The organism is Cellulomonas sp. JH27-2, from assembly GCF_014837175.1.
Lineage (GTDB): Bacteria > Actinomycetota > Actinomycetes > Actinomycetales > Cellulomonadaceae > Cellulomonas.
In genome coordinates, this window is sequence record NZ_JACYFR010000001.1 from 535250 (window position 1) to 555059 (window position 19810).

The 19810-nt window shown below is 70.1% G+C and carries 19 protein-coding genes, 1 tRNA gene and 1 pseudogene; 10 read left to right on the forward strand and 11 right to left on the reverse strand.

Annotation, left to right across the window (positions count from 1 at the left end; translation table 11 throughout):
• The first annotated feature begins 188 nt into the window (after positions 1-188).
• Both IC607_RS02570 and IC607_RS02575 read left to right on the forward strand, forming a co-directional pair.
• Positions 189-869 (forward strand): hypothetical protein, encoded by a 681-nt coding sequence (locus IC607_RS02570; protein ID WP_191785416.1) that lies wholly within the window; start codon positions 189-191, stop codon positions 867-869.
• 311 nt (positions 870-1180) lie between these two features.
• Complete coding sequence (locus IC607_RS02575; protein WP_191785417.1) at positions 1181-2083, forward strand: DUF4393 domain-containing protein; 903 nt, start codon at positions 1181-1183, stop codon at positions 2081-2083.
• A 152-nt stretch (positions 2084-2235) separates the two neighbouring features.
• On the opposite strand, the gene IC607_RS02580 is transcribed toward IC607_RS02575, so the two are convergent.
• Positions 2236-2565: a hypothetical protein gene (locus IC607_RS02580; protein ID WP_191785418.1), complete on the reverse strand. Its 330-nt coding sequence runs from the start codon at positions 2563-2565 to the stop codon at positions 2236-2238.
• Between the two features lie 5 nt (positions 2566-2570).
• Here IC607_RS02580 and IC607_RS02585 point away from each other — a divergent pair, with 5 nt between their 5' ends.
• Positions 2571-3101: a hypothetical protein gene (locus tag IC607_RS02585; protein WP_191785419.1), complete on the forward strand. Its 531-nt coding sequence runs from the start codon at positions 2571-2573 to the stop codon at positions 3099-3101.
• A 34-nt stretch (positions 3102-3135) separates the two neighbouring features.
• Here IC607_RS02585 and IC607_RS02590 read toward each other — a convergent pair.
• Positions 3136-3225, reverse strand: a tRNA-Ser gene (locus tag IC607_RS02590).
• Between the two features lie 81 nt (positions 3226-3306).
• On the opposite strand from IC607_RS02590, the gene IC607_RS02595 reads away from it, so the two are divergent.
• Genes IC607_RS02595 through IC607_RS02605 form a run of 3 tightly spaced genes read left to right on the forward strand, consistent with a single transcriptional unit; the run spans position 3307 to position 4828 of the window.
• Positions 3307-3573: a hypothetical protein gene (locus IC607_RS02595; protein ID WP_191785420.1), complete on the forward strand. Its 267-nt coding sequence runs from the start codon at positions 3307-3309 to the stop codon at positions 3571-3573.
• Positions 3573-3953, forward strand: a complete 381-nt coding sequence (locus IC607_RS02600) for a type II toxin-antitoxin system VapC family toxin (protein WP_191785421.1) — start codon at positions 3573-3575, stop codon at positions 3951-3953. Before IC607_RS02595 ends, IC607_RS02600 begins: the two co-directional genes overlap by 1 nt.
• A 20-nt stretch (positions 3954-3973) precedes the next feature.
• Positions 3974-4828 (forward strand): NAD-dependent protein deacetylase, encoded by an 855-nt coding sequence (locus IC607_RS02605; protein ID WP_191785422.1) that lies wholly within the window; start codon positions 3974-3976, stop codon positions 4826-4828.
• Here the strand turns inward: IC607_RS02605 and IC607_RS02610 are convergent.
• Positions 4760-5260, reverse strand: a complete 501-nt coding sequence (locus tag IC607_RS02610; RefSeq protein ID WP_225224299.1) for a nucleoside deaminase — start codon at positions 5258-5260, stop codon at positions 4760-4762. The genes IC607_RS02605 and IC607_RS02610 overlap by 69 nt on opposite strands.
• A gap of 176 nt (positions 5261-5436) precedes the next feature.
• Between IC607_RS02610 and upp the strand changes: the two genes are divergently transcribed.
• Both upp and IC607_RS02620 read left to right on the forward strand, forming a co-directional pair.
• Positions 5437-6072 carry a uracil phosphoribosyltransferase gene (gene upp / locus IC607_RS02615; RefSeq protein WP_191785423.1) on the forward strand — a complete coding sequence of 212 codons (636 nt, stop codon included), beginning with the start codon at positions 5437-5439 and terminating at the stop codon, positions 6070-6072.
• A 211-nt stretch (positions 6073-6283) separates the two neighbouring features.
• Positions 6284-6538 carry a hypothetical protein gene (locus tag IC607_RS02620; RefSeq protein WP_191785424.1) on the forward strand — a complete coding sequence of 85 codons (255 nt, stop codon included), beginning with the start codon at positions 6284-6286 and terminating at the stop codon, positions 6536-6538.
• Positions 6539-6554: 16 nt separating this feature from the next.
• On the opposite strand, the gene IC607_RS02625 is transcribed toward IC607_RS02620, so the two are convergent.
• A complete protein-coding gene (locus tag IC607_RS02625; RefSeq protein WP_191785425.1) occupies positions 6555-10601 on the reverse strand; it encodes a sigma-70 family RNA polymerase sigma factor in 4047 nt (1348 codons plus the stop codon).
• Between the two features lie 104 nt (positions 10602-10705).
• Between IC607_RS02625 and IC607_RS02630 the strand changes: the two genes are divergently transcribed.
• Together IC607_RS02630 and IC607_RS02635 are read left to right on the forward strand one after the other, a co-directional pair.
• Positions 10706-11497 (forward strand): hypothetical protein, encoded by a 792-nt coding sequence (locus tag IC607_RS02630; protein WP_225224301.1) that lies wholly within the window; start codon positions 10706-10708, stop codon positions 11495-11497.
• Positions 11498-11601: 104 nt separating this feature from the next.
• Positions 11602-12387, forward strand: a complete 786-nt coding sequence (locus tag IC607_RS02635; RefSeq protein ID WP_191785426.1) for a phosphotransferase — start codon at positions 11602-11604, stop codon at positions 12385-12387.
• A 13-nt stretch (positions 12388-12400) separates the two neighbouring features.
• On the opposite strand, the gene IC607_RS02640 is transcribed toward IC607_RS02635, so the two are convergent.
• From IC607_RS02640 to IC607_RS02665, 7 genes and pseudogenes are all read right to left on the reverse strand, one after another.
• Positions 12401-12700, reverse strand: a complete 300-nt coding sequence (locus IC607_RS02640) for a DUF1540 domain-containing protein (protein WP_191785427.1) — start codon at positions 12698-12700, stop codon at positions 12401-12403.
• Positions 12701-12928: 228 nt separating this feature from the next.
• Positions 12929-13996 (reverse strand): hypothetical protein, encoded by a 1068-nt coding sequence (locus IC607_RS02645; protein ID WP_191785428.1) that lies wholly within the window; start codon positions 13994-13996, stop codon positions 12929-12931.
• A 123-nt stretch (positions 13997-14119) separates the two neighbouring features.
• Entirely contained in the window at positions 14120-14338 is a 219-nt protein-coding gene (locus tag IC607_RS02650) for a hypothetical protein (RefSeq protein ID WP_191785429.1), read from the reverse strand.
• Positions 14339-14518: 180 nt separating this feature from the next.
• Positions 14519-14758, reverse strand: a complete 240-nt coding sequence (locus IC607_RS17590) for a hypothetical protein (RefSeq protein ID WP_255502231.1) — start codon at positions 14756-14758, stop codon at positions 14519-14521.
• Between the two features lie 105 nt (positions 14759-14863).
• Positions 14864-15103 (reverse strand): annotated as a pseudogene (locus IC607_RS17765) (DUF2510 domain-containing protein); the annotation flags it as partial.
• A 1154-nt stretch (positions 15104-16257) separates the two neighbouring features.
• Positions 16258-17475 carry a PKD domain-containing protein gene (locus IC607_RS02660; RefSeq protein ID WP_225224302.1) on the reverse strand — a complete coding sequence of 406 codons (1218 nt, stop codon included), beginning with the start codon at positions 17473-17475 and terminating at the stop codon, positions 16258-16260.
• 179 nt (positions 17476-17654) lie between these two features.
• Positions 17655-19343: a nidogen-like domain-containing protein gene (locus tag IC607_RS02665; RefSeq protein ID WP_191785432.1), complete on the reverse strand. Its 1689-nt coding sequence runs from the start codon at positions 19341-19343 to the stop codon at positions 17655-17657.
• Positions 19344-19810 lie beyond the last annotated feature (467 nt).

Sequence of the window (19810 nt, forward strand, 5' to 3'; positions counted from 1 at the left end):
ACGCGAGACGAAGGGACCACCCGGACGCGCGGTCCCTTCGGTCGTAGTCGGCGCACGAGAAAGGGCCCACCAGCGCTGCTGGTGGACCCTCGCTCAAAGCTCTAACAGAGAGACCTGCCTCTGCCTTCGCCCGATAGACTACGCCGGTGACCGGGGCCCGAGCAAGTTTGAGTGAGGCGGATGCGGCCGTGACCCGCGCGATCAGCGCGGCGAGGCTCGCGCCCTACCTCGAGGTGACGACAGGCAAGGCGACCGACGCGATTCGGCTCTACCAGTGGAACATCGAGTTGTCGGCCGCGGTCTACGAGCTCTTCCACTTCCTTGAGGTTTCGCTGCGCAACGCCATGGACGAGCAGTTGTGCGCGTGGAACGCCACCCAGGTCAATGACAGCACCGGCGACCGACGCGGTCGCGACTGGCTGATGGACCCCGCGCCCCTCCTGCTCCGCCTGGCCAGAGACAAGGACATCCAGGAAGCCAAACGGCGTGCCGGCATCGCAGCGAAGCGCAGGAACGGTCCGCGCCGCGGGGTGCCCGTCGAGCACGCCGACGTGCTGGCGAATCTCAGCTTTGGCACCTGGCGCTACCTCCTTCCCGACAAGGACGAGGGGCGCCAGCTCCTCTGGGAGGAGGCGTTGGTCGACGCCTTCCCGCACTGGACTCGCGGCCGCGGCGACCTCACGCGCGCGGCGGACAAGGTCCTGCTGCTTCGCAACAGGGTCGCGCACCTCGAGCCGCTGCTGGACACCAACAGCGTCGAGGCGCAGCTGACGAACGCCCGACTCATCCTGGCGGGCATCCACCCGGCTCTCGCACAGTGGGCGATGGGCTGGCAGCGGATCCGCCGCCTCATTCAGGCTCGCCCCTGACCAAGTGCCCGCGAGGGAAATGACACCCGGTCGAGGCCTGGCATGTGCGCTCTATGCAGAGTTGAGCGGCCCGTCGCTGGGCGCGGGCTCGTAATCGAGCCCCGCCGGACCGGTCCGGGCGGCGCGTCGACGTCGTCGACGCTGAGGTCCGCCCGGGGACCTGGTGGCGCCCGGCATTCGGCACCGTCGAAGTTCGTCAGGGGTCCCTGCTCAAGCTGGCACCCCCGCTGCCAGGCCAAGGCAGCAAGGCCACTCAGGACTGACCGCCGAAACCTCCCCGCGGCGCGCTGCGTTCCGCCATGCTGTCCCCCATGACAGGTAGCGAGATCGCAGCCGCAGCCGCCGTGGGCAAGGCGGCCGCCGCCGCCTCGAAGAAGGCCCTCGACGAGGATCCCTCCGAGAAGGCGATGCTCCGTGAGATCGGCCGCGAGACCCCCGCAGCGAAGCGGGCTGCGGAAGCGCACATGGAGCGCGTGGCGATCAGGCAAGAGCTGCGCCTCAAGCTGTGGACTCCGCTGGTCAAGATCTTGGGCATCAGGAGCGACTACTTCACCGACCAGTTTCCCCAGGAGATCTCCGACCGGGTCGAACACATCCCCGACGAGGCGCTCGTCTCGCCACGACCGTCGCTCGTCCTCCCGGCGATGCAGGGCTTGGCGTACAGCTTGGACGAGCCCGAGCTCAAGGAGATGTACCTCAACCTGCTGGCCACGGCCTCGGACGGCCGCAGGCAGGATGACGCGCACCCGTCGTTCGCCGAGATCATCAAGCAGTTGTCTCCCGCCGAGGCGAGCCTGCTGGCCATCGTCCTGGCCTGGCCCCAACTGCCGATCATCGCGGTGCGTCGTGCCTTCTCGGACCCGGAGGGGTACGAGACGATGCAGTCCCACGTCCTCGACTGGACGGATAGGGCGACCGGAGCGCCCAAGGAGGAGCCGCTTGCTGCGATGTACGTCGACAATTGGATTCGGCTCGGCCTGATCCGCGCTTCCTACAGCCAGTTCCTCACGAACGACGCCCACTACGCCTGGGTGGAGTCCAGGCCCGAGGTCTTGCGGGCCAAGGCTGAGATCGAGAGCGACCCGCGCCCGGGAATCACGTTGGACACGGCGAAGGGCATGGTCACGCGTACGTCGTTCGGTGAGCGATTCGGGGCAGCCGCACTCCCGACGTCTGGTGACAGACCGAACCTCGGCCTCGCCGAGGATGAGTAGGCGCGGGCGATTGATCTAAGGCGGCCTTGACCTGGGAGGTCGAGTCGCGTTCGCGGAGCCACCGTTGCAGCAAAGACAACATCGATGCGGGCACACAAGAGCCGCTGGCAAATAGGCCCGGGCGGGGGTCCACTGGACAGTGAAGGCGGTGCCTAGGCGGTAGCCGGGGGTGGCGAGACCTCCTCCGGATACAACTCTGGACGGACCCGCACGTAGCGGAGCAGGTGCCGGAACGCGGTACCTGACCAGGCGGCGTCGGCGGACACCTCGACGACGACCGGCTCGACCAACGTCAGGTCGACCGGGTCGCGGCTCGCACCAAAGCCGTTGACCGTCGCGGACTTCACCGTGGCCGGCCACGGGTGCGTGCCCGTGGGCGGGTGCAGGTGCTTAGCGAGCTCGCGCGTCTCCACGCGCGACAGTGGCGCGGCCCGCCCGACGATGCGCAGCTCGCCGTCGATCGGCAGGCCAGCGACCACCACGGTGGGTGCGGTGCGCGGGACGAAGGCAAGCCCGTGATGCGGACGATCAAGTTCGAGACCCCATACGGCGCGAAGACGGAAGAACGCCGGATGTACCCGGACGTCCACGCCTCGATCGACTACCCCGACCTGCCACGATCAGTGAGCCGCAGCACCTGATCGACACCTTCGTCACCCAGTACAACCAGCACCGACCCCACCGGTCCCTGCCCCACCGAGCAACACCAGCCACGGCCTACACCGCACGCCCCAAAGCCACCCCCGGCGCCGACCGCAACGCCGACACCCACGACCACGTCCGCACCGACCGCGTCTCCAAGACCGGAAACCTGACCCTGCGCCACAACGGCCGCCTGCACCACATCGGCATCGGCCGAACCCACGCCGGAACCTACGTCCACCTACTCGTCGAAGACCTCGACATCCGCATCATCAACGCCACCACCGGCGAGATCCTGCGCGAGCTCACCCTCGACCCCACCAGGGACTACCAACCCCAGACACAAAAACGGACACCCGAACCTACGAATCCGTAGGTCCGGGTGTCCTCGATGTCCTGAGACATCACATTGGCGGTAGCGGTGGGATTTGAACCCACGGTGGACTTTCACCCACACACGCTTTCGAGGCGTGCTCCTTAGGCCGCTCGGACACGCTACCTCGCCGAGAAGGGTACCTGGTCGGCGCCGATGCTCCGAATCGACGGTTGCATGTGGAGCACATGCAACGTAGCGTGGCGTGATGGTGATGGTGCAGATCCGGCACGTTCCCGACGAGGTGCACCGCGAGCTGCGGGCACGGGCGGCTCGTCAGGGGCGGTCGCTCTCCGACTTCCTGCTCACGGAGCTCACGCGGCTGGCCGACGAGCCGACGCTCGACAGCATCGCTGAGCGGATCCGCACCTACGACCTCGTCCACCCGTCGCCAGATCTGCCGGCCCTCGAGGTGGTGGTCGAGCAGCTCGAGGAGGAGCGGGCGGCACGCGACGACCAGCTCGGCGCACGGTAGTGCTCGTCGTCGACGCATCGGTGGTCGTCACGTTCCTGCTCCACCCCGACGAGGTGGTCAACCGCCTGCGCGCAGGCGGTGCCCTGCACGCGCCGGCGCACCTCGACGTCGAGGTCGCGAGCGAGATCCGGCGCACCGACCTGTCGGGACGACTCAGCGCCGGCCGTGGCACTGCCGCGATCGCCGATCTGCAGGCGATCCCCGTGCGGCGCTGGCCGATCGCACCGTTGCTCGGCCGGGCATGGGAGCTCCGCGCGAACGTTTCGTCGTACGACGCCGTTTACGTCGCGCTCGCCGAGGGGCTCGACTGCCCGCTCCTGACCCGCGACGCACGGCTCGCCGGGGCGCCCGGGCTCCGCACGAGGATCGAGGTCGTGTGATCAGGCCTACCGTGGACGGCATGGACGCGCGCACGGAGTTCGACGAGCTCGTCGCGCTGCTGGCCGGGCGACGCCTCACGGTGCTGACCGGGGCCGGCCTCTCGACGGACTCCGGGATCCCCGACTATCGCGGGCCCGACTCTCCCCCTCGCACGCCCATGACGTTCCAGCAGTTCACCGGCGACGAGGCGTTCCGGCGGCACTACTGGGCCCGCAACCACGTGGGCTGGCGGCACGTGCGGCGCACGCAGCCCAACGAGGGGCACCGGGCGCTGGCGCGACTGGAGGAGGCGGGCGTCGTCGTCGGCGTCATCACGCAGAACGTCGACCTGCTGCACGAGGCCGCGGGGTCGCGGAACGTCATCGACCTGCACGGCCGCTACGACCGCGTCGTCTGCCTGAGCTGCGGCACGGTCATCAGCCGCCGCGAGCTGGCCGCGCGGCTCGACGAGCTCAATCCGCACTTCGCTCCCGAGGCGGTGGCGGACATCGAGATCGCGCCCGACGCCGACGCCGTGATCGAGCAGACCGCCGACTTCGTCGTCGCCGGCTGCGCGGTGTGCGGCGGCATGCTCAAGCCGGACATCGTCTACTTCGGGGAGACCGTGCCGCGCCCGCGGGTGGACGCCGCGTACGCGATGGTCGACGAGGGCGACGCGCTGCTGGTGGCCGGTTCGTCGCTCACGGTGCAGTCCGGGCTGCGGTTCGTCCGGCACGCGGCTGCCGCCGACAAGCCGATCGCCATCGTCAACCGCGGCACCACGCGGGGGGACCGCTACGCCGCGGTGACCCTCCACGCCGGGACGTCAGAGACCCTCAGCGCCCTGGCCCGGCTCCTGCCGATGGCTCTCGAAGAAGCCGCGAAGCAGCGCTGACGACTCCTGCGCGCGCACGTCCCCGACCACCTCGACCCGGTGGTTGAGGCGCCGGTCGCGGACCACGTCCCACTGGGACCCGCACGCGCCCGCCTTGGGGTCCCACGCGCCCAGGACCAGGCGCGGGACCCTGGCCAGCACGGTCGCGCCCGCGCACATGAGGCACGGCTCCAGCGTCACGACGAGCGTGCAGTCGTCGAGGCGCCAGCGGCCCAGCGTGGCGGCGGCGTCGCGCAGCGCGAGGACCTCCGCGTGGCCCGTCGGGTCGGCGTGCGCCTCCCGCGTGTTGTGGCCCCGCCCGACGACGACGCCGTCGCGGTCCAGCACGACCGCACCGACGGGCACGTCGCCGGTCTCCAGCGCCAGCCGGGCCTCGGCGAGGGCCTCGCCCATCGCCGCGAGGTCGGCCGCGGCCGGTGGGCGGGTGCTCATGGGGACATGATCCCCGATCCCGGCCGCCGCACGGCAGCAACCAGCCGCGCTTGTGACGGACATCGACGCGTGGGGTGTCAGCGGTCCCATCAGCCCCACGCGTCGCAGGTGCGGCTGGTTGCTGATCGCACCGCGCCGACCCGTCCGGATCGTGGGACAGCCGGTAGGTTGGCCCCATGCGCCTGCACGTCGCGAACCACCCGCTGGTCGACCACAAGCTCACCGTCCTGCGCGACGAGTCCACGCACTCGGCGACGTTCCGCCTGCTGGTCGACGAGCTGGTCACGCTCCTCGCCTACGAGGCGACGCGCGACGTCCACACGCGCGAGGTGGAGATCACCACGCCGGTGACCACGACGACCGGTCGCAAGCTCGCGACGCCGCGCCCTCTCGTAGTGCCGATCCTGCGGGCCGGGCTGGGCATGCTCGACGGCATGACCCGCCTGCTCCCCACCGCCGAGGTCGGCTTCCTGGGCATGCAGCGCGACGAGGAGACGCTCGAGGCGATCACGTACGCCAACCGGCTCCCCGAGGACCTGTCCGGCCGGCAGTGCTTCCTGCTCGACCCGATGCTCGCGACCGGCGGCACCCTGGTGGCCGCGATCGACTACCTGCTGCAGCGCGGCGCGCGCGACGTCACCGCCGTCTGCCTGCTCGCCGCCCCCGAGGGCCTCAAGGTGGTCGAGGACTTCGTGGGCGACCGGGCCGACGTCTCGATCGTCGTCGCGTCGGTGGACGAGCGCCTCAACGAGAAGGCGTACATCGTGCCGGGCCTGGGCGACGCGGGCGACCGCCTGTACGGCGTGGTCTGACGGGCCCGTCCGACGGACCACGGGATGAGACGGGTGCGGTAATTCCTTGGGGTCCGCGTCCGGGGTGTGCGATGGTCATCGGGTGATCCGTTCCTCGCACTACGCCACGGCGGCGTCTGCCGTGCGCGTACCTGCGATGCGCTGTCCGGCCTGACGTCGCCCGTCTCGCCCGACCCTGCCGCCTCGGCGGACCGCACACCCGGAGATCCTCATGGCACTGCCAGCCCCGTTGCCCGCACCCGCACCGCGTCCGCGCGCCGGCTTCGTGCTGTACGTGACGGTGCCCGACGAGACGTCGCCGGCCGACCTGGCCGCGGCCGCGGAGGCGCTTCACGAGCTGGCCGTCGACGCGCTCCCCGGGGCGGAGACGATCACCGCACTCTCGCTCGTGCCCGGCGCGTCCGACGAGGTCCGGCGCGTCGGTGAACGGCTGACCGACCTGCGGCTCGTCGCACCGACGGACTGACCAGCGACCGAGCCGGCTACCGGGCCTGCGCCGCCTGGCCGATCTGCGCCGGTTCGGTCTGCAGCGTCACGGCGCCGATCAGGTACTGGTCGCCGGTGGTGGATGCCGCCAGCGTGCTGACGTCGCAGGTCAGCGACGCGGGGACGAACGTCTTCACGTCCGTGCCGAGCGAGTTGACGGGCGACCAAGGCGAGCCGGTCCCGTCGGCGAGCCGCCAGCCCGTCGCGGTGGAGTCGAACGCGTTCCCCGACGAGCCGATGCCGGACGCGCGCCGGGGGGTCAGCGCCGTCGGCTTCCCGGCGTCGGTGCACCGGCTGGCGAGCGTGAGCTGGTCGCCGGTGGTGCCCGCATCGCCCTCCCACGCGACGACGCCGACGGTCGCGCGGCTGCCCTCGGGCGCGGCGAACGCGAACTGCGGCGCGGTGCTCGAGGTGCCGACCCACGCGCCGCCGTCGTAGACGGTCACGGTGGTGTCGGCACCGCCAGGGATCTCGTACGCGACCACGAGCGCCCACCCGGCGAAGTAGCTGGGGTCGGAGTCCGTGCGGGAGCTCGCGACGGCCACGTCGGCCACCGACCACGCACCGGGGCCTCCCGCGGCGACCTGCGACGTCACGTCGGCGACCGACTCGTAGTACGCGCGCCCGGCGTTGTCGGTCACGGTCGACAGCGCCGTGCCGCGCACCGCGGCGTACTCGCCTCCGGGCGCCCGCAGCCGCGCGGACAGCGTGCCGCCGCTCCACTGGTCCTTCGGCCCCTTGTTCGCCGCCCAGTACAAGCCCGCCCAGGCGACCTTCGCACCGTTCGGCAGCGCCAGCTGCGACGACGAGGAGACCGGCACGCTCGGCCGGGGCGTCGGGGCCGGGGCGTCGTCGAGCGGGAGCATCGACTGGTTGTTGTTGTTGCCGGACGACGCGCTCAGCACGTCCTTGCACGCCTTGGCGGCGCTCCCCGTCCGCGCGCACGACAGCAGCGGCGCCCCCACCAGGGTCACGCCGTAGGGGCCCGACGCGCTGTAGGCGACCTTCAGGCCGGCCGACGACTGCGCGGGCACGCTCAGCGTCGCCGCCGCCGGCGCGATCACCCCGATAGCCCGCGCCGTGAGCGTCACCCGGCTCACGTCCGAGGCATACGGGCGCAGGCGGGCCGAGACGAGGATGGGCACCGCCGAGCCGTCCGCCACGTCACCGAGCGCGCAGTCGATGCCGCGCCGGTCGGCGGTGGGCACGCAGCGGGGCGTCTGCGCGTCGGGTGCGTCGGTGTCGACGAGCAGGTTCGCGGGCAGCGCGACGTGGACGCGCACGTCGGCGGCGTCGGCGCCACTGGGTCGGGTCGCATCGCCGACCACGGCCGAGAAGGACAGCTGCACACGCCCGTCCGGCTGCACGACGACGGACCGCTCGTCGGTGACCAGGGCGAGCGTGGGGGCGACGCCATCGACCTGCACGACGTGCTCGGCTGCCGCCACCTCGTCGGCCTCGACCCGGACGGAGAGGTCCCCGAGGTCGCCGACGCTGCCGGGCGAACCACGCACCCCCAGCGTGAGCGGCACGGAGTCACCGCCGGCCAGGGTGTCGCGCGTGCAGGTCAGCACCGCGCCGGCCGGGACGGGGCAGGTCCACCCGGCGGGGTCGGTGGCGGCCCAGGTCACGCCGTCGGGCAGCGTCGCGGACACGGTCACGTCGCTCGCGTCGGCCTCGCCCGTGTTCCCGACGGTCAGGTCGACGGCCGCGTCACGTCCGCCCGGCACCTCGACCGCGTCGTCGCCGGTCAGGGTCAGGTGGGCGGGGACGAGCTGCACGACGTACGGCACGTCGACCGCCGTGGGCGTCGCGCGACCGGCCGGACCCAGCGTCACAGACATGGCACCGCCGACGCTCGCGCGGGACGCGCGCAGCTCGAGCACGAGCGGCGGGGCGGTGGCCCGGGCGGCGAGGTCAGGGACCGAGCAGCTGGCGACCGCGCGCGCCTCGTCGCCCGCCTCGACGCACGCCCACGGCCCGTCCTTCGGGCGCCAGGTGGTCCCGGGCGGCAGGGCGAGGCGCACCGACGCTCCCGGCGCCACGCTGGCCGTGCCCCCGTAGTTGCGGACGGCGATGGTCACCGGCACGTCCCGGCCGCTCTCGAGGACGAGGGGCGCGTCGCTCGTGGCCAGCGGCGCGACCGTCGCGATCCGCGCGGGCGCGGGTCGCATCCGCACGGTCACCGGCGCGATCGGGTAGTCGACGCCCGCGCCGCTGACACGCACGGACAGCGTGCCGTCGCCGCGGTCGTACGACTCGTCGACGGACACCCGCAGCGTGGCCTGCGCGGTGGTCTGCGGAGCCAGGGTGGGGAGCGTGCAGTGCACCAGACCGCTGTCGCCGAGCTCGTCGCAGGCCCAAGCCGCGGGCACGGGCGCCGCGAAACGACCGGCGACGGCCTGCGCGACCACGGTGCGCACACCCGCCAGGCTCACGCCGTCGGGCAGCTGGATGTCCGCGCTCAGGTCGGACGCGGCGGTGCCTCCGGTGTTGGCGACGACGATCGACAGCTCCTGGTCGTCGAGCCCCGCGTCGAGCGCCAGCCCACCGTCGGGAACCACCACCGACAGCGCCGCCGGTGCGGCGGGCGGCTGCGTGGGTTCGGTCGTGGGCTCGGAGGTGGGCTCCGAGGTCGGGGCGCTGGTGGGTTCGGACGTGGGGGCTGAGGTGGGTTGCGACGTCGGCTCGCTCGACGGTTCCGCGGACGGCTGCGCCGTCGGGTCGGTCGTCGGCGCGTCCGTGGGCCCGGGTCCGGACGTGGGTGCGGTCGTCGGCGCGCCCGTGGGTGCGGCCGTCGGGCCACCCGGCACGACGACGCTTGTGGGCGGCACCGCGGCCGGGCCGCTCGGTGCGGTGGTCGGGGCGGCCGACGACGGCGCAGCGGTGACGGCAGTGGTCGTCGGGCCCGGCTGGTCCAGCGTCGACGTGGCACCGGGCGTCGGGACCGCCGCGCCGGGATCGGAGTCGCCGTCGTTCAGCCCCATCACGGCGGCCGTCGCGACGCCGGCCAGGACCAGCACACCCGCTGCGACCGCGACGGCGGCCGTGGGGATGGACGCGATGAAAGCGGCGATCCCGCCGACGGCCCCGGCTCCGGCGGCCCCGGCACCACCGGCACCCGCCGCGGCCCCGGCTGCAGCCGCACCCCCGGCACCGGCACCCGCAGCCGCACCGCTCCCGGCGTGCGCGTGCCCGCCCAGCGCCGCTGCGCCGGCCGCCAACCCGCCACCGACGGGCAGCAGGTGAGCCAGCGCACCCATCCCGGCGAGGCCCAGGACCAGCGGCGCGATGACCGCGCGCATCCCGTGGTTGACGTCGGCGAGCTCCAGGACGAGCGCCCGGCACTCGCCGCACTCGTCGAGGTGCGCCTGCACCTGCGCGTTCTCCCTCGTGCCGAGGCCCCCGCGCACGTATGCACCGAGCTTGCCCGCGGCAGCACGGCACCCGGCGTCGAGCGGGTCGTTGAGGTGCTGCTGCAGGTACGCCTGCCGCAGGCCCTCGCGCGCGCGATAGGCAAGAGCGGCGGTGCCGTTGGCGGTCAGCCCCAGGATCGGGGCGATCTGCGCGGGGGTCAGCCCCTCGACCTCGGTGTGCCACAGGACTGCCTGCCACCGCTCGGGCAGGGTGTGGAAGGCGCGCGCGACGACGCCCCGCTCGAATCCCTCGAGGGCCGGTTCCTCGGCCGTGCCGGCCCACGCCGTCCCGGCCTCGAGGCTCGCGACGTCGTCCGTCGGCTCGGCCCGACGAGCGCGGTCGCGCTGCAGCCCCGCGACGCGGCGGACGACGGTGAACAGGTAGGCCCGGAACGCGACGTCGGGCCCGTTGCCGCGCTGCAGCGCCAGGAACGTCGCGGCGAAGGCGTCGCTCACCACGTCCTCGGCGTCCGCGGCGGAGTTCGTGTACCGGCGCGCGACGACGAGTGCGGCGCCCGCATGGCGCTGGTAGAGCTCGCCGGTGGCCTCGACGTCACCCCCGCGGACGGCAGCGATGAGCTCGGCGTCCTCGCGGACGCCGTCCTCGGTGCCGGCATCGATGGTCACGCCACTCCTCGTCCTCGGCCGTTGTGGCCCCGAACAGCCTGCCATACCGGATGAATCGGGTGAACCGCCTTCCACGTACGGCCGGGTGGGTGAAAAAGCTGGCGATGGCGTCACGCCGCGCCACGCGCCGCCTCTCATCGGTCGTGACGACTCACGTGCGCCTCGGCGGCGCCCTGCTCCCGGCAGACCTGACGCAGCGCTGGCGCGACGCCAGCATCGCGACGGTCTGGCGGCGCGCATCCGACTGGGACCATCAGGCGGCCGACGACCTCGCCTACGCGGTGGCCATCGGCGACGATCCCCGCGACTCCGCCTGGAACCTGGGCCGGGCCCGCGGCGAGATCGGCGTCGGCATCGAGGAGGCGCTCGACGACGTGGGCTGCCTGTACCGCGTCCTCGGCCCGCACGACCCGCCCCCGACGGTCGTGCGCGCCCTGGCCGGCGGGTGGGCCGACGCCCAGGCGGGCGCCGTCGTCGCCGGGCCCTGCCGCGACCCCGAGTCGGGGCTGCCGACGGGCCAGTACCTCGCTGTCCGCCTGGCCGAGGCGGCGCAGCACCCCGAGCCGGGCCGCCTGCTCGTGGTGGATGTCGCCGCGCGGGCCGTCACCCCGCCCGTGCGGCTGGCCCGGTCGGCCGCTGTCGGCGCGGCACTGACCTCCACCTACGGGTCGGGGCACCCGATGGCGGCGCTCGGCGGTGGCGTCTTCGCGGTGCTCGAGCGGGGCGGGCTGGACGACGTCGACCTGACACCCGTGCTGCGCCGGGAGATCCAGGCCCGCGTCGCCGACGAACCCGTGAGGTCCGCGACCCGCTGCCCGGTGCGGATCCGCAGCGTCGATGTGCCACACGATGCCGACGAGGCGGAGCTGCTGGTCGCACGCTTGAGCCGATGCTGACCGAGCCGTGAACGGGCCATGGCCTGCGGATGGCTCACGCGGGCTGCAGCCACCCGGACGGGCGACCACCTGACAAAGGCTGCGGATCGGCTTACGGTCAAGTCATGACTCCCGCAGGACTTGCCCCTGGCGACCCCACCTCGCCGACGGACCCGCGCGCACAGGCGGTGCCGGTCGACCCGAAGGACTCCGACGAGGCGCTCGTCGGACACCCCGACCCCGGTCCGCTGCTCGCAGCCGGCACGTTCGCCGATGTCTTCGCCGTCGACGAGGCGCGCGTTCTGCGCCGTTACCGCGACGACGTCGACGCGACCCGGGAGGCGGACCTGGTCCGCCACGTCGTCTCCCACGGCTTCCCGGCACCTGCCGTGCTCGCGGCCGCGGCCTCGGACATCGTGATGGAGCGGTTGCACGGCCCGACGCTGCTCCAGTCGCTCGCCGCCGACGAGACGTCGATCCACGACGCAGCGGAGCTGCTCGCGGACCTCCACGTCCGGCTCCATGCGGTCCCCGCCCCCGCGGGCAGCGACGCCGGCGATGCCGTCCTGCACTTGGAGCTGCACCCGGGGAACATCATCCTGACCGAGCAGCGCGGGCCCGTCCTCGCCGGATGGAGCTCGGCACTCGTCGGACCGGCCGCGCTCGACGTCGCGACGACGGCACTCATGATCGCGGAGGTCGCCGTCGATGCCGGCGGCGTCTACTCGCAGGCCGCGCGCGCACTGCTCGCGGCGTTCCTCGGCGGGACGGACGTCGACCCGCTCCCCGCACTCGACGACGCCGCGGAGCGTCGAGCGCAGGATCCCGCACTCGTCGCCGGCGAGCGCGCGCTCGTCCCCAGCGCGGCGGAGCTCGTCCGCGAGCTGAGGCAGATCGCCCGCCCGCACTGACGAGCAGGTGCCGTCAGGCGGGGCTGAACGTCAGGCAGTCGGCGTGGTCGTGCCCGGCGCCGATGCGCACCGAGTCCGCCGTGCACTCGAGCGACGAGTTGTGGCTGCACTCCGCGCGCTGGCAGGCACCCACGTGGGTGACCACCTTGTCGAGGCCGCCGCGCGTGCCGAGCGGGATGAACGTCGCGCACGACGCGTCACCGGCGCTGCCACCGATCGTCACCGCCGCGGCGTGGCAGCTCGAGTGGTCGTTGTACGAACAGCCGGACACCGAGCACTCGGTGACCGCAGGCATCTCCATCAGCGTGCTCACGATGACCTCCGACAGTGGGGTATGAGGCGTTACCCGACCGACGCTAGACCCGTTCCCACCACCCCGCCTAGCAAGGAAGGGCTGGCTAACCCGCAGGTCAGGGCGCTTTTCAGGGGAGGCTGCCCTTACCCCTGCCCATGTCCGTACTGGTCAGCGCACTACGGTCCGGACGCACGCGACCGCGCGCCCCGCAAGATCTCCTTGCGCGACACGCGGCCGTCAGCGCGATCAGTTCTTCTGGAGCGGCACGATCTGCGTCCGGCGGTGCGCGGCGAAGCTCGCCGTCAGCAGCACCGCCCCCAGGAAGATCGTCGCCAGGGTCAGCTCGACCACCTGCGTCACGGACGTCCCGGTGTGAGCAAGCTCCTCGTCGGTGCCCTCGGACGCCGCGACGGTGTCGGGGGTCGGGTCGTCCAGCACCTCGGTGACCGGAGCCGGGTCGGTGTCTGTCACGCTCGAGCCGGAGCCGCCGGTGGCCCCGCCGTCCGAGCCGCTGCCGCCGCCGGTTCCACCGGTCGGCTCGATCGTCGGCTCGGGCAAGGGGTCGCCCGTGGGCGTGGGCTGCGGGTAGACGGTCGGCTCGCCTGTCGGCTGGGTCGTCGGCTCCGTCGTGGGCTCGGGCAGGGGGTCGCCCGTGGGCGTGGGCTGCGGGTAGGCGGTCGGCTCGCCTGTCGGCTCGGTCGTCGGCTCCGTCGTGGGCTCGGTCGTCGGCTCGCCTGTCGGCTCGGTCGTCGGGCTCGGCGTGGGCTGGGTCGTCGGGCTCGGCGTGGGCTCGGTCGTCGGGCTCGGCGTGGGCTCGGTCGTCGGGCTCGGCGTGGGCTCGGTCGTCGGGCTCGGCGTGGGATCGGTCGTCGGGCTCGGCGTGGGCTCGGGCTCGACGCAGACGGGCTTTTGCCCGCCCTCGCCGAAGTGCTCGTTGAAGCCGTGAATCTGGACCCACGTCACGCAGAACGAGCCGCTCAGCCCGAAGGCCGACCATGGGATGAAGGACTTCCCGATCCACTCGCCGCTGGGCTGGTTGTTGAGCTTCTCGAGGTGGAGATTCTTGCTCTCGCCGCTCTCGCCGTTCCCGGTGTGCACGTTGAGGTCGTCGTTGTCGTCGAACTGGTAGCCGGCGGGCAACGTGATGCCCGTGGCGTCCACAGTGTAGGGAATCGGCCCGTCGGAACCGCCGGTCGAGACATAGGGCTTACCGGTCGAGATCGACGACACGGCGACAGCTCCGGCAGCCGGTGCGATCGCGAGGACGGCAGCGAGTGCCGCTGCGGACGCGGCACGGGGCAGGACCCGAGGCATGGTGGACAACTCCTTCACGGCCCGATCCGCGGTCCTGTACCGCGGTCACCACCGTTGATTGGACGCTTGTCCAGTTTAACCTTTGGAGTTTCCTTTACCTTCCGCCGGGGGCCGTGAAACGCGTCACAGATCCGCGACGTTTCCCGAGGGCGCCGGTCCCCCACCGGCACTCGACGGCCCGCGCGAGCGGACGAGTCGACGGACCCCTCGGATCACCACCGCGAGCCCGAACACCGTGAACAGCACGAGAACGACCGCCGAGAACGCACCGTCGACGCCGCCATAGAGGGCATAGAGCCCGGCCGCGGCCATGGCCACGCATCCCCGCGCGATCTCGGACACGGGTGAGCGACGCTTCCGTCGGCGGATCCGCCCCCCTGAGTCGCCACGCCGCCCGCGGCCAGCCGCTCTGAACGGCGCCGAGCGCGGCTGGTCGTCCTCGTATCCCGCGTACGGCACGGCGACGGTCGACTCCGGAGCTGCTGTCGGGCTCGGCTCCTCACTCCCGTGACTCGATGCGGATCACCACGCCTCGTCGCTGCCCGGCGCCCACCCGGCGATCCCGGGCGCCTCGACCGCGTACGCCAGCGACGTGGCCGCGGCACGCCCCGCCAAGCGTTGGAGCACGCTCGCGGACCCACCACGACGCTGAGTCTGCGTGACCGCTTCGAGCGCGGTGACGAGCTCCCCCGGGACGCAGACGTCCCCCTCGGCGTCCTGCCAGCGCGCCATCACGGCGCGGAGCTGGTCGGCCTGCGGCACACCGTCGTACCGGGAGTCCGTGATGGGCGGGAGCGAGTACGTCCGAGGCTCGTCGGGCCGCCGGAGGCGGACGCCGCGCGGGGCGACCGCTGCCGCGCCGCCCGACGGAGCGAGCTGGACCTGCGACGTCCACGCGGAGCCGTCCCACCAACGCAGCCGGCCGGGACGACGAGGGTCGTCGTACCAGCCGGCTGTAGGCCGGCACGAGTGGTTGCATGCTCGACGTTGCGTTTCCGCTGGTTGGCAACTTTCGTACTCGTTCAAGACTCCCCCGGTGAGACAGCGAAGTTTGCACGGCCTACGCATCCGCTCCGCGCCCAACGCTCTGATCAGTGCCTTTACCATTCACGGCGCCGGATCGACCGCTTCCCGCGGAATCCGAGTCAGATCGTATGCGGTGAGCTGCCGGCCATGTACGGAGCGCGTGTGGTTGCGCGCTGAGACTAGCCCGCGGTTCTCCGTTTGAGCTCCCGCGACGGCGCGTGATGCGACTTGCTCATCCGCGGCGCGTTCTCCTCGGCAACGTCGGCCGGGCCACGCTCAGGCTCGCCGAACCCGTCGATAGGTAACTGGCTCTCGACCCCGCACGGCCCGCTTCGGTGCTCGGCGAAGTCCGCAGTGTCCGCACCTCGCGGACTTCGGCGTCCTTGTCGCCATAGACGAACCGCCTCGCCGTGGGCATGCCCTTCGATAGGTTCACCGGCAAGGCTGCTGAGACCGGGACCGCCGCGCTCCATCGAAGGCTAGAGAACGTCGCTGAACATCACACGGCTCGGCCCCAGAGCGGGCTGGGAGTTACCGCCGTGATTGCACACGTATAGGGGGCGATCCGAAACCAGATCCCGAACAGCGGGGCGGTGCCATCTTCCAGAGGGACGCGAAAGGTGGCGGCGGGTTCGCCGATGCAACGCACTCGCCGGCCCCCGCCCAGGTGTACGAAGTGATGGCGTCGGACGCTCCTCACGGCTTGTCCTTCTCGCTCGCGCCAAGCTCGGCCTTGCTTCGTGCCGCGCGGGACAGCTCGACGACGACACGATCGGCGGACGGGCCCCGCCGTTCTGGATCCGGGCGGCTTGGGAGAGAGAAGGCGGGCGAAACTACACGGCGCGCACGGGCGCGCCTTACTCGGGAGGGTACTCACCGGGCTATAGCGACGGGCCGTCTGCCTCTGGGGGATGGTCGCACCGGCCAACAGTGCGTGCTGCTCGGAGATCTACGGGTGCGCGCGCCTTGAAGGGCCGTCGTGTGGGCGGGCGAGGACGCCTGGGCGTAGCGGGCCGCACCGCTGATGGCAGCCCAGCAGGTCCCCAGCGCGCCGCGCACCAAGAGCATGCGCAGGACCCGCCATGACTGGCATTGGCGCGGGACGCGCAGCTGGTCAAGCAGGACTCGAACGCACCGGCCTCGCACTCGAACAGCTCCACAAGGTCCAACGCCCGAACCAACCAGTCGCCCAGGGGCGCCCGCCGCACCTCGAGGAAGGCGCCCCTGGGAACAGGCTAATCGCGGATTGCGGCTGATCCGGTCATCTTCACCGCGCCGCCCGAAATCGCCCCACGCATGTCAGAGTGACCTTCGATCGACACTTCGCCAGGCGCGCGAAGAGTAACAGATATCCGCGCATCGGTCGTGAGACCGTTCGGGACTGCGATCACCCCGGACGCTCCTGGGACTGCGATCGTGAACTGGTGGGGTTTCCCATCAGCCGACTCGACGCGCACTCCGTTAATCAAACGCGCCGAACTCGCGAGGATTGTCACATCTCCTGTCAACCTGAGCGTCAGTTGTTGCAGCGACACCGTCGCGCACCCAGACGTTGGCTGGCGTGCATCGATCACCGAGCTGCCGGATAGGAGCACCGAAGACGTGTTTACAGATGCCGGAGAGGGCGAAATCACGCAGCCCGGAGCCGTGGTGAGACCAGGCGACCAGGAAGGCGCGGCGCCACTACGAGCGACTTCGTTGACAAAGTTTGTCCAGGTTTTCCATACGCTCGACGGATATGCGCTCGGATCGACCGGAACCACTGCCTGCTCTTGGAGCGCTAGCGGAGCAGCCGTAGCACCCGTCACCACCCCGCCAACTGCTCCGGAAGAGATCAGAGCAGCGAGAGACGTCCCATCGGTCGCCCCCACAGAACCTGCACGCACCTCACCGGCGATCCGAACGCCGCGCGTTAGGCTAACAGCATTCTTGGCATCGATGTCGCCATCGACACGAACAGATGAGTTCATGGTGACGGAACCGCCGCTGCGAATACTCCCTTCGACGTGGCACGTGTTAGTGAGGTAGACATCGCCAGTAGCGACGAGGTCTCCGCCAACCGACGCGCCGCTATTACACGTCACGTCGCCCCGAACCATCACGTCACCACCTACCGTCGTGACCGAGTTCGTTAGCGACAAGCTGCTGCCCGAGTAGATCGCCGGAAGTCGAGCAGGAGTCGCGGCGGTCGCCGTAATGATCGAACTGTTCGCGAACCCTTCATCGCCATCGTCGTCAGTCACCACGAGATTTGCTGCGTGGCTCCCCTCGGCCGTGAACGTGTGCGAAACGATGGCCCCTTCAGCGGAAGTCCCGTCGTCGAATGTCCACTCATATTTCGCGATGGATCCGTTATGATCTTTCGAGTTAGACGCATCGAAAGTGTACGACATTCCGCTACCCTTAACAGAAACGGAGGCGGACGGGATCATATTCGCGACGGGTTCCTCCATCATCGAGAGAGTGACGTCCTCGCCTGCCGGCGCAACATCAGCTCCAAAGACCCGGATAGTCCAATCGCCGGGCTCAGGATCCACAATGCGCCAGTACTCGTATGTTGGACCGTTCGCGTGTTCCGCGGAACCCGGTGACTGACGGGTGTACTCCTTTCCGGAAGGCGAGACAAGTGTGGTTACGACGTCGCTTCCAGGCCACGCAACGTTGACATCAAACGGTTGCCCCTGGACGGGAAGTGCTTCGTAACGTATTGGTTCGGAAGTATCGCGAAAGTGGGACGAATGTCGGTCTGAAGAGTCGCCTCGATCTTGTCTGCCATCAAGCGGTGCCCAACATGGTTGGGGTGGAAAGACTCACGCTTCGGAGTCTTTCCATCCAGAAGGATCCCGTTCATACCGGGATCCGAGTCGCACATGCCATGACCGTCGAGCACCTCCGCCATGTTGACGGACTCGACTCCGGCGATGGCGGCGACTTCGCCAATCTCCCTGTCGACGCGTGTCACGAGGCTGTTAAGCCAACGCTGGTCCGCGCCACCAACAATGGCGCACGGCGTCGTGAATCTGCCCGCGCCCGGATAGAACTGCGGGTACGAAACCACGACGATGCGTGCGTACGGCGCCTTGGCGCGAACCAAACGGTAGAGAGACATGAGATCACGCCGCAACTGGCCCGACGTAAGCGAGTCGATAGCAGTCTCGGCTCGCCCGTTCTCGATATTCCGACAAGCTCCGGCGAACTGATTGATGAACGGTACGGCCACTGTCCCAGCAGCGTTCTCGGCGACGCATCTGGTCACAATGTCGCCGAAGCCCAGGTCGTTGCCCACCACGCCAAGCGTGACGAGTCGTGTCGACGAACTGAGTGCGTTGATCTGAGGCTCTTCGTTCCACTGCCCGTTAAGGACATTGGAAATCACCGCCCCGGAACAGGCGCGATAGTCAAGGTTGAGTCGTACGACACCGTCACTCACGAGCAGTTGAGGATACGCCGAGGGGGCACGGTGGCAAAGGTTGTACTCCGGGGAATCCGTTCCAACGAAGTAACCGAAGGCGCCTTCGCCCGACTGAAACGAATCACCCATCGCGACATATGTATCCGCTACGATTCCTGAGTTGCGGACACCGAAGACATATCTTCCATCGACGCTCGAGCCTAGACGCCCATGAACGAGGCCCGTCGGACTGCTATCGAGGAACGCGCCGGAAACGCCGGACCCAGGAAGCTCCGTGTTCGTGCCGACGACGGTGGTCCCGCTGGAGAATCCAGCACGCGCAGGCGTGCCGCCGAATCCGTTCGATCCGCCCGACGCGTCGCCGGTCTCCCACTCGACGCGGTCGTAGTTGAATATGATGTCGAACGCACCCTGTCCACTTTCTGGGCGTGACACAAGAAGCGGTTGGACGCTATTAGTCTTGTCGGTGTGGCCCGAGTAGTACCCTACGTTCAGCCAGTTGACGCAAAATGCCGCATGGCCCTCGAATGTTGTTTGCCCATAGCCGAAGGTCGTTTGCCCCGACCCCGCCCCCCTGGTATCGATATCAGCGAAAAAAGGTGCGATGATGGGCGTTGCCGTGTCGGCCAGGCCGAAGGGTGTGTACGTAGACATGGGCCCGTCGAACGTGACATTGCCATTGTTGTTCACCCAGAGCGCGCCATAGGTCTCGCCGTAGAAGTTCACATCGAATGGAAGCTCTACTCGATCGCTATATCCATCGTCGTTCGACGCAATCGTGTTCTTAGTGCAGTCACTGCTGTCCCATATTGCGGACGGGTTGTTTGCTGCATCAGCTGCTGGAACGCCTAGCGCGGATATGGCGCTGAGTAGAGCGACAGCCATGGCGACGGCGCGGGTTCTGTGCACGTTTCCCCCCTGGATCGGTGTGAGCAGGCCGAACGTATCGGCGTCGGGGATGCCTTGGGGGCAAGTCGAGGCGCAGTCACCCGAACAGATGCAGCCATGAAGGTGGTTCGCGTGGGAGAGTCACCCAACAGCGCGAGCGCGCGGTGGCTTTTTTGCAACTCTGTTCGCCAGCAGTCCCCTGGGCGCGCCGGTAGGCGAGGGTGGGTGGGAGCGCCGGCCTTGTGCGCCGCCTAGACGGCTCGGCGATCTTGTGCCACGCTCACGCCTATCAGGGGCGCTAACGGAGTGACTGAGGGGGAATCGTGCGAGGAGCGCGACCATACATTATTGCGTTGTGCTTTACAGCTCTCCTGCCGGCGATCACCTGTGGGATCGTGTTCGCATTTCTTCCGCACGAGAATCCAGACGGTACGTGCAGCGGGATCGGCTTCGGTTGCATACCTAGCCCAGCGTTGACGTTTCTACTC

Coding starts and splice junctions, on each gene's coding strand:
- IC607_RS02575 (WP_191785417.1), top strand. CDS start 1,181: ATGACAGGTAGCGAGATCGCAGCCGCAGCCGCCGTGGGCAAGGCGGCC.
- IC607_RS02595 (WP_191785420.1), top strand. CDS start 3,307: ATGGTGATGGTGCAGATCCGGCACGTTCCCGACGAGGTGCACCGCGAG.
- IC607_RS02605 (WP_191785422.1), top strand. CDS start 3,974: ATGGACGCGCGCACGGAGTTCGACGAGCTCGTCGCGCTGCTGGCCGGG.
- IC607_RS02610 (WP_225224299.1), bottom strand. CDS start 5,260: ATGAGCACCCGCCCACCGGCCGCGGCCGACCTCGCGGCGATGGGCGAG.
- upp (WP_191785423.1), top strand. CDS start 5,437: ATGCGCCTGCACGTCGCGAACCACCCGCTGGTCGACCACAAGCTCACC.
- IC607_RS02620 (WP_191785424.1), top strand. CDS start 6,284: ATGGCACTGCCAGCCCCGTTGCCCGCACCCGCACCGCGTCCGCGCGCC.
- IC607_RS02630 (WP_225224301.1), top strand. CDS start 10,706: ATGGCGTCACGCCGCGCCACGCGCCGCCTCTCATCGGTCGTGACGACT.
- IC607_RS02635 (WP_191785426.1), top strand. CDS start 11,602: ATGACTCCCGCAGGACTTGCCCCTGGCGACCCCACCTCGCCGACGGAC.
- IC607_RS02645 (WP_191785428.1), bottom strand. CDS start 13,996: ATGCCTCGGGTCCTGCCCCGTGCCGCGTCCGCAGCGGCACTCGCTGCC.
- IC607_RS02660 (WP_225224302.1), bottom strand. CDS start 17,475: ATGGAGGAACCCGTCGCGAATATGATCCCGTCCGCCTCCGTTTCTGTT.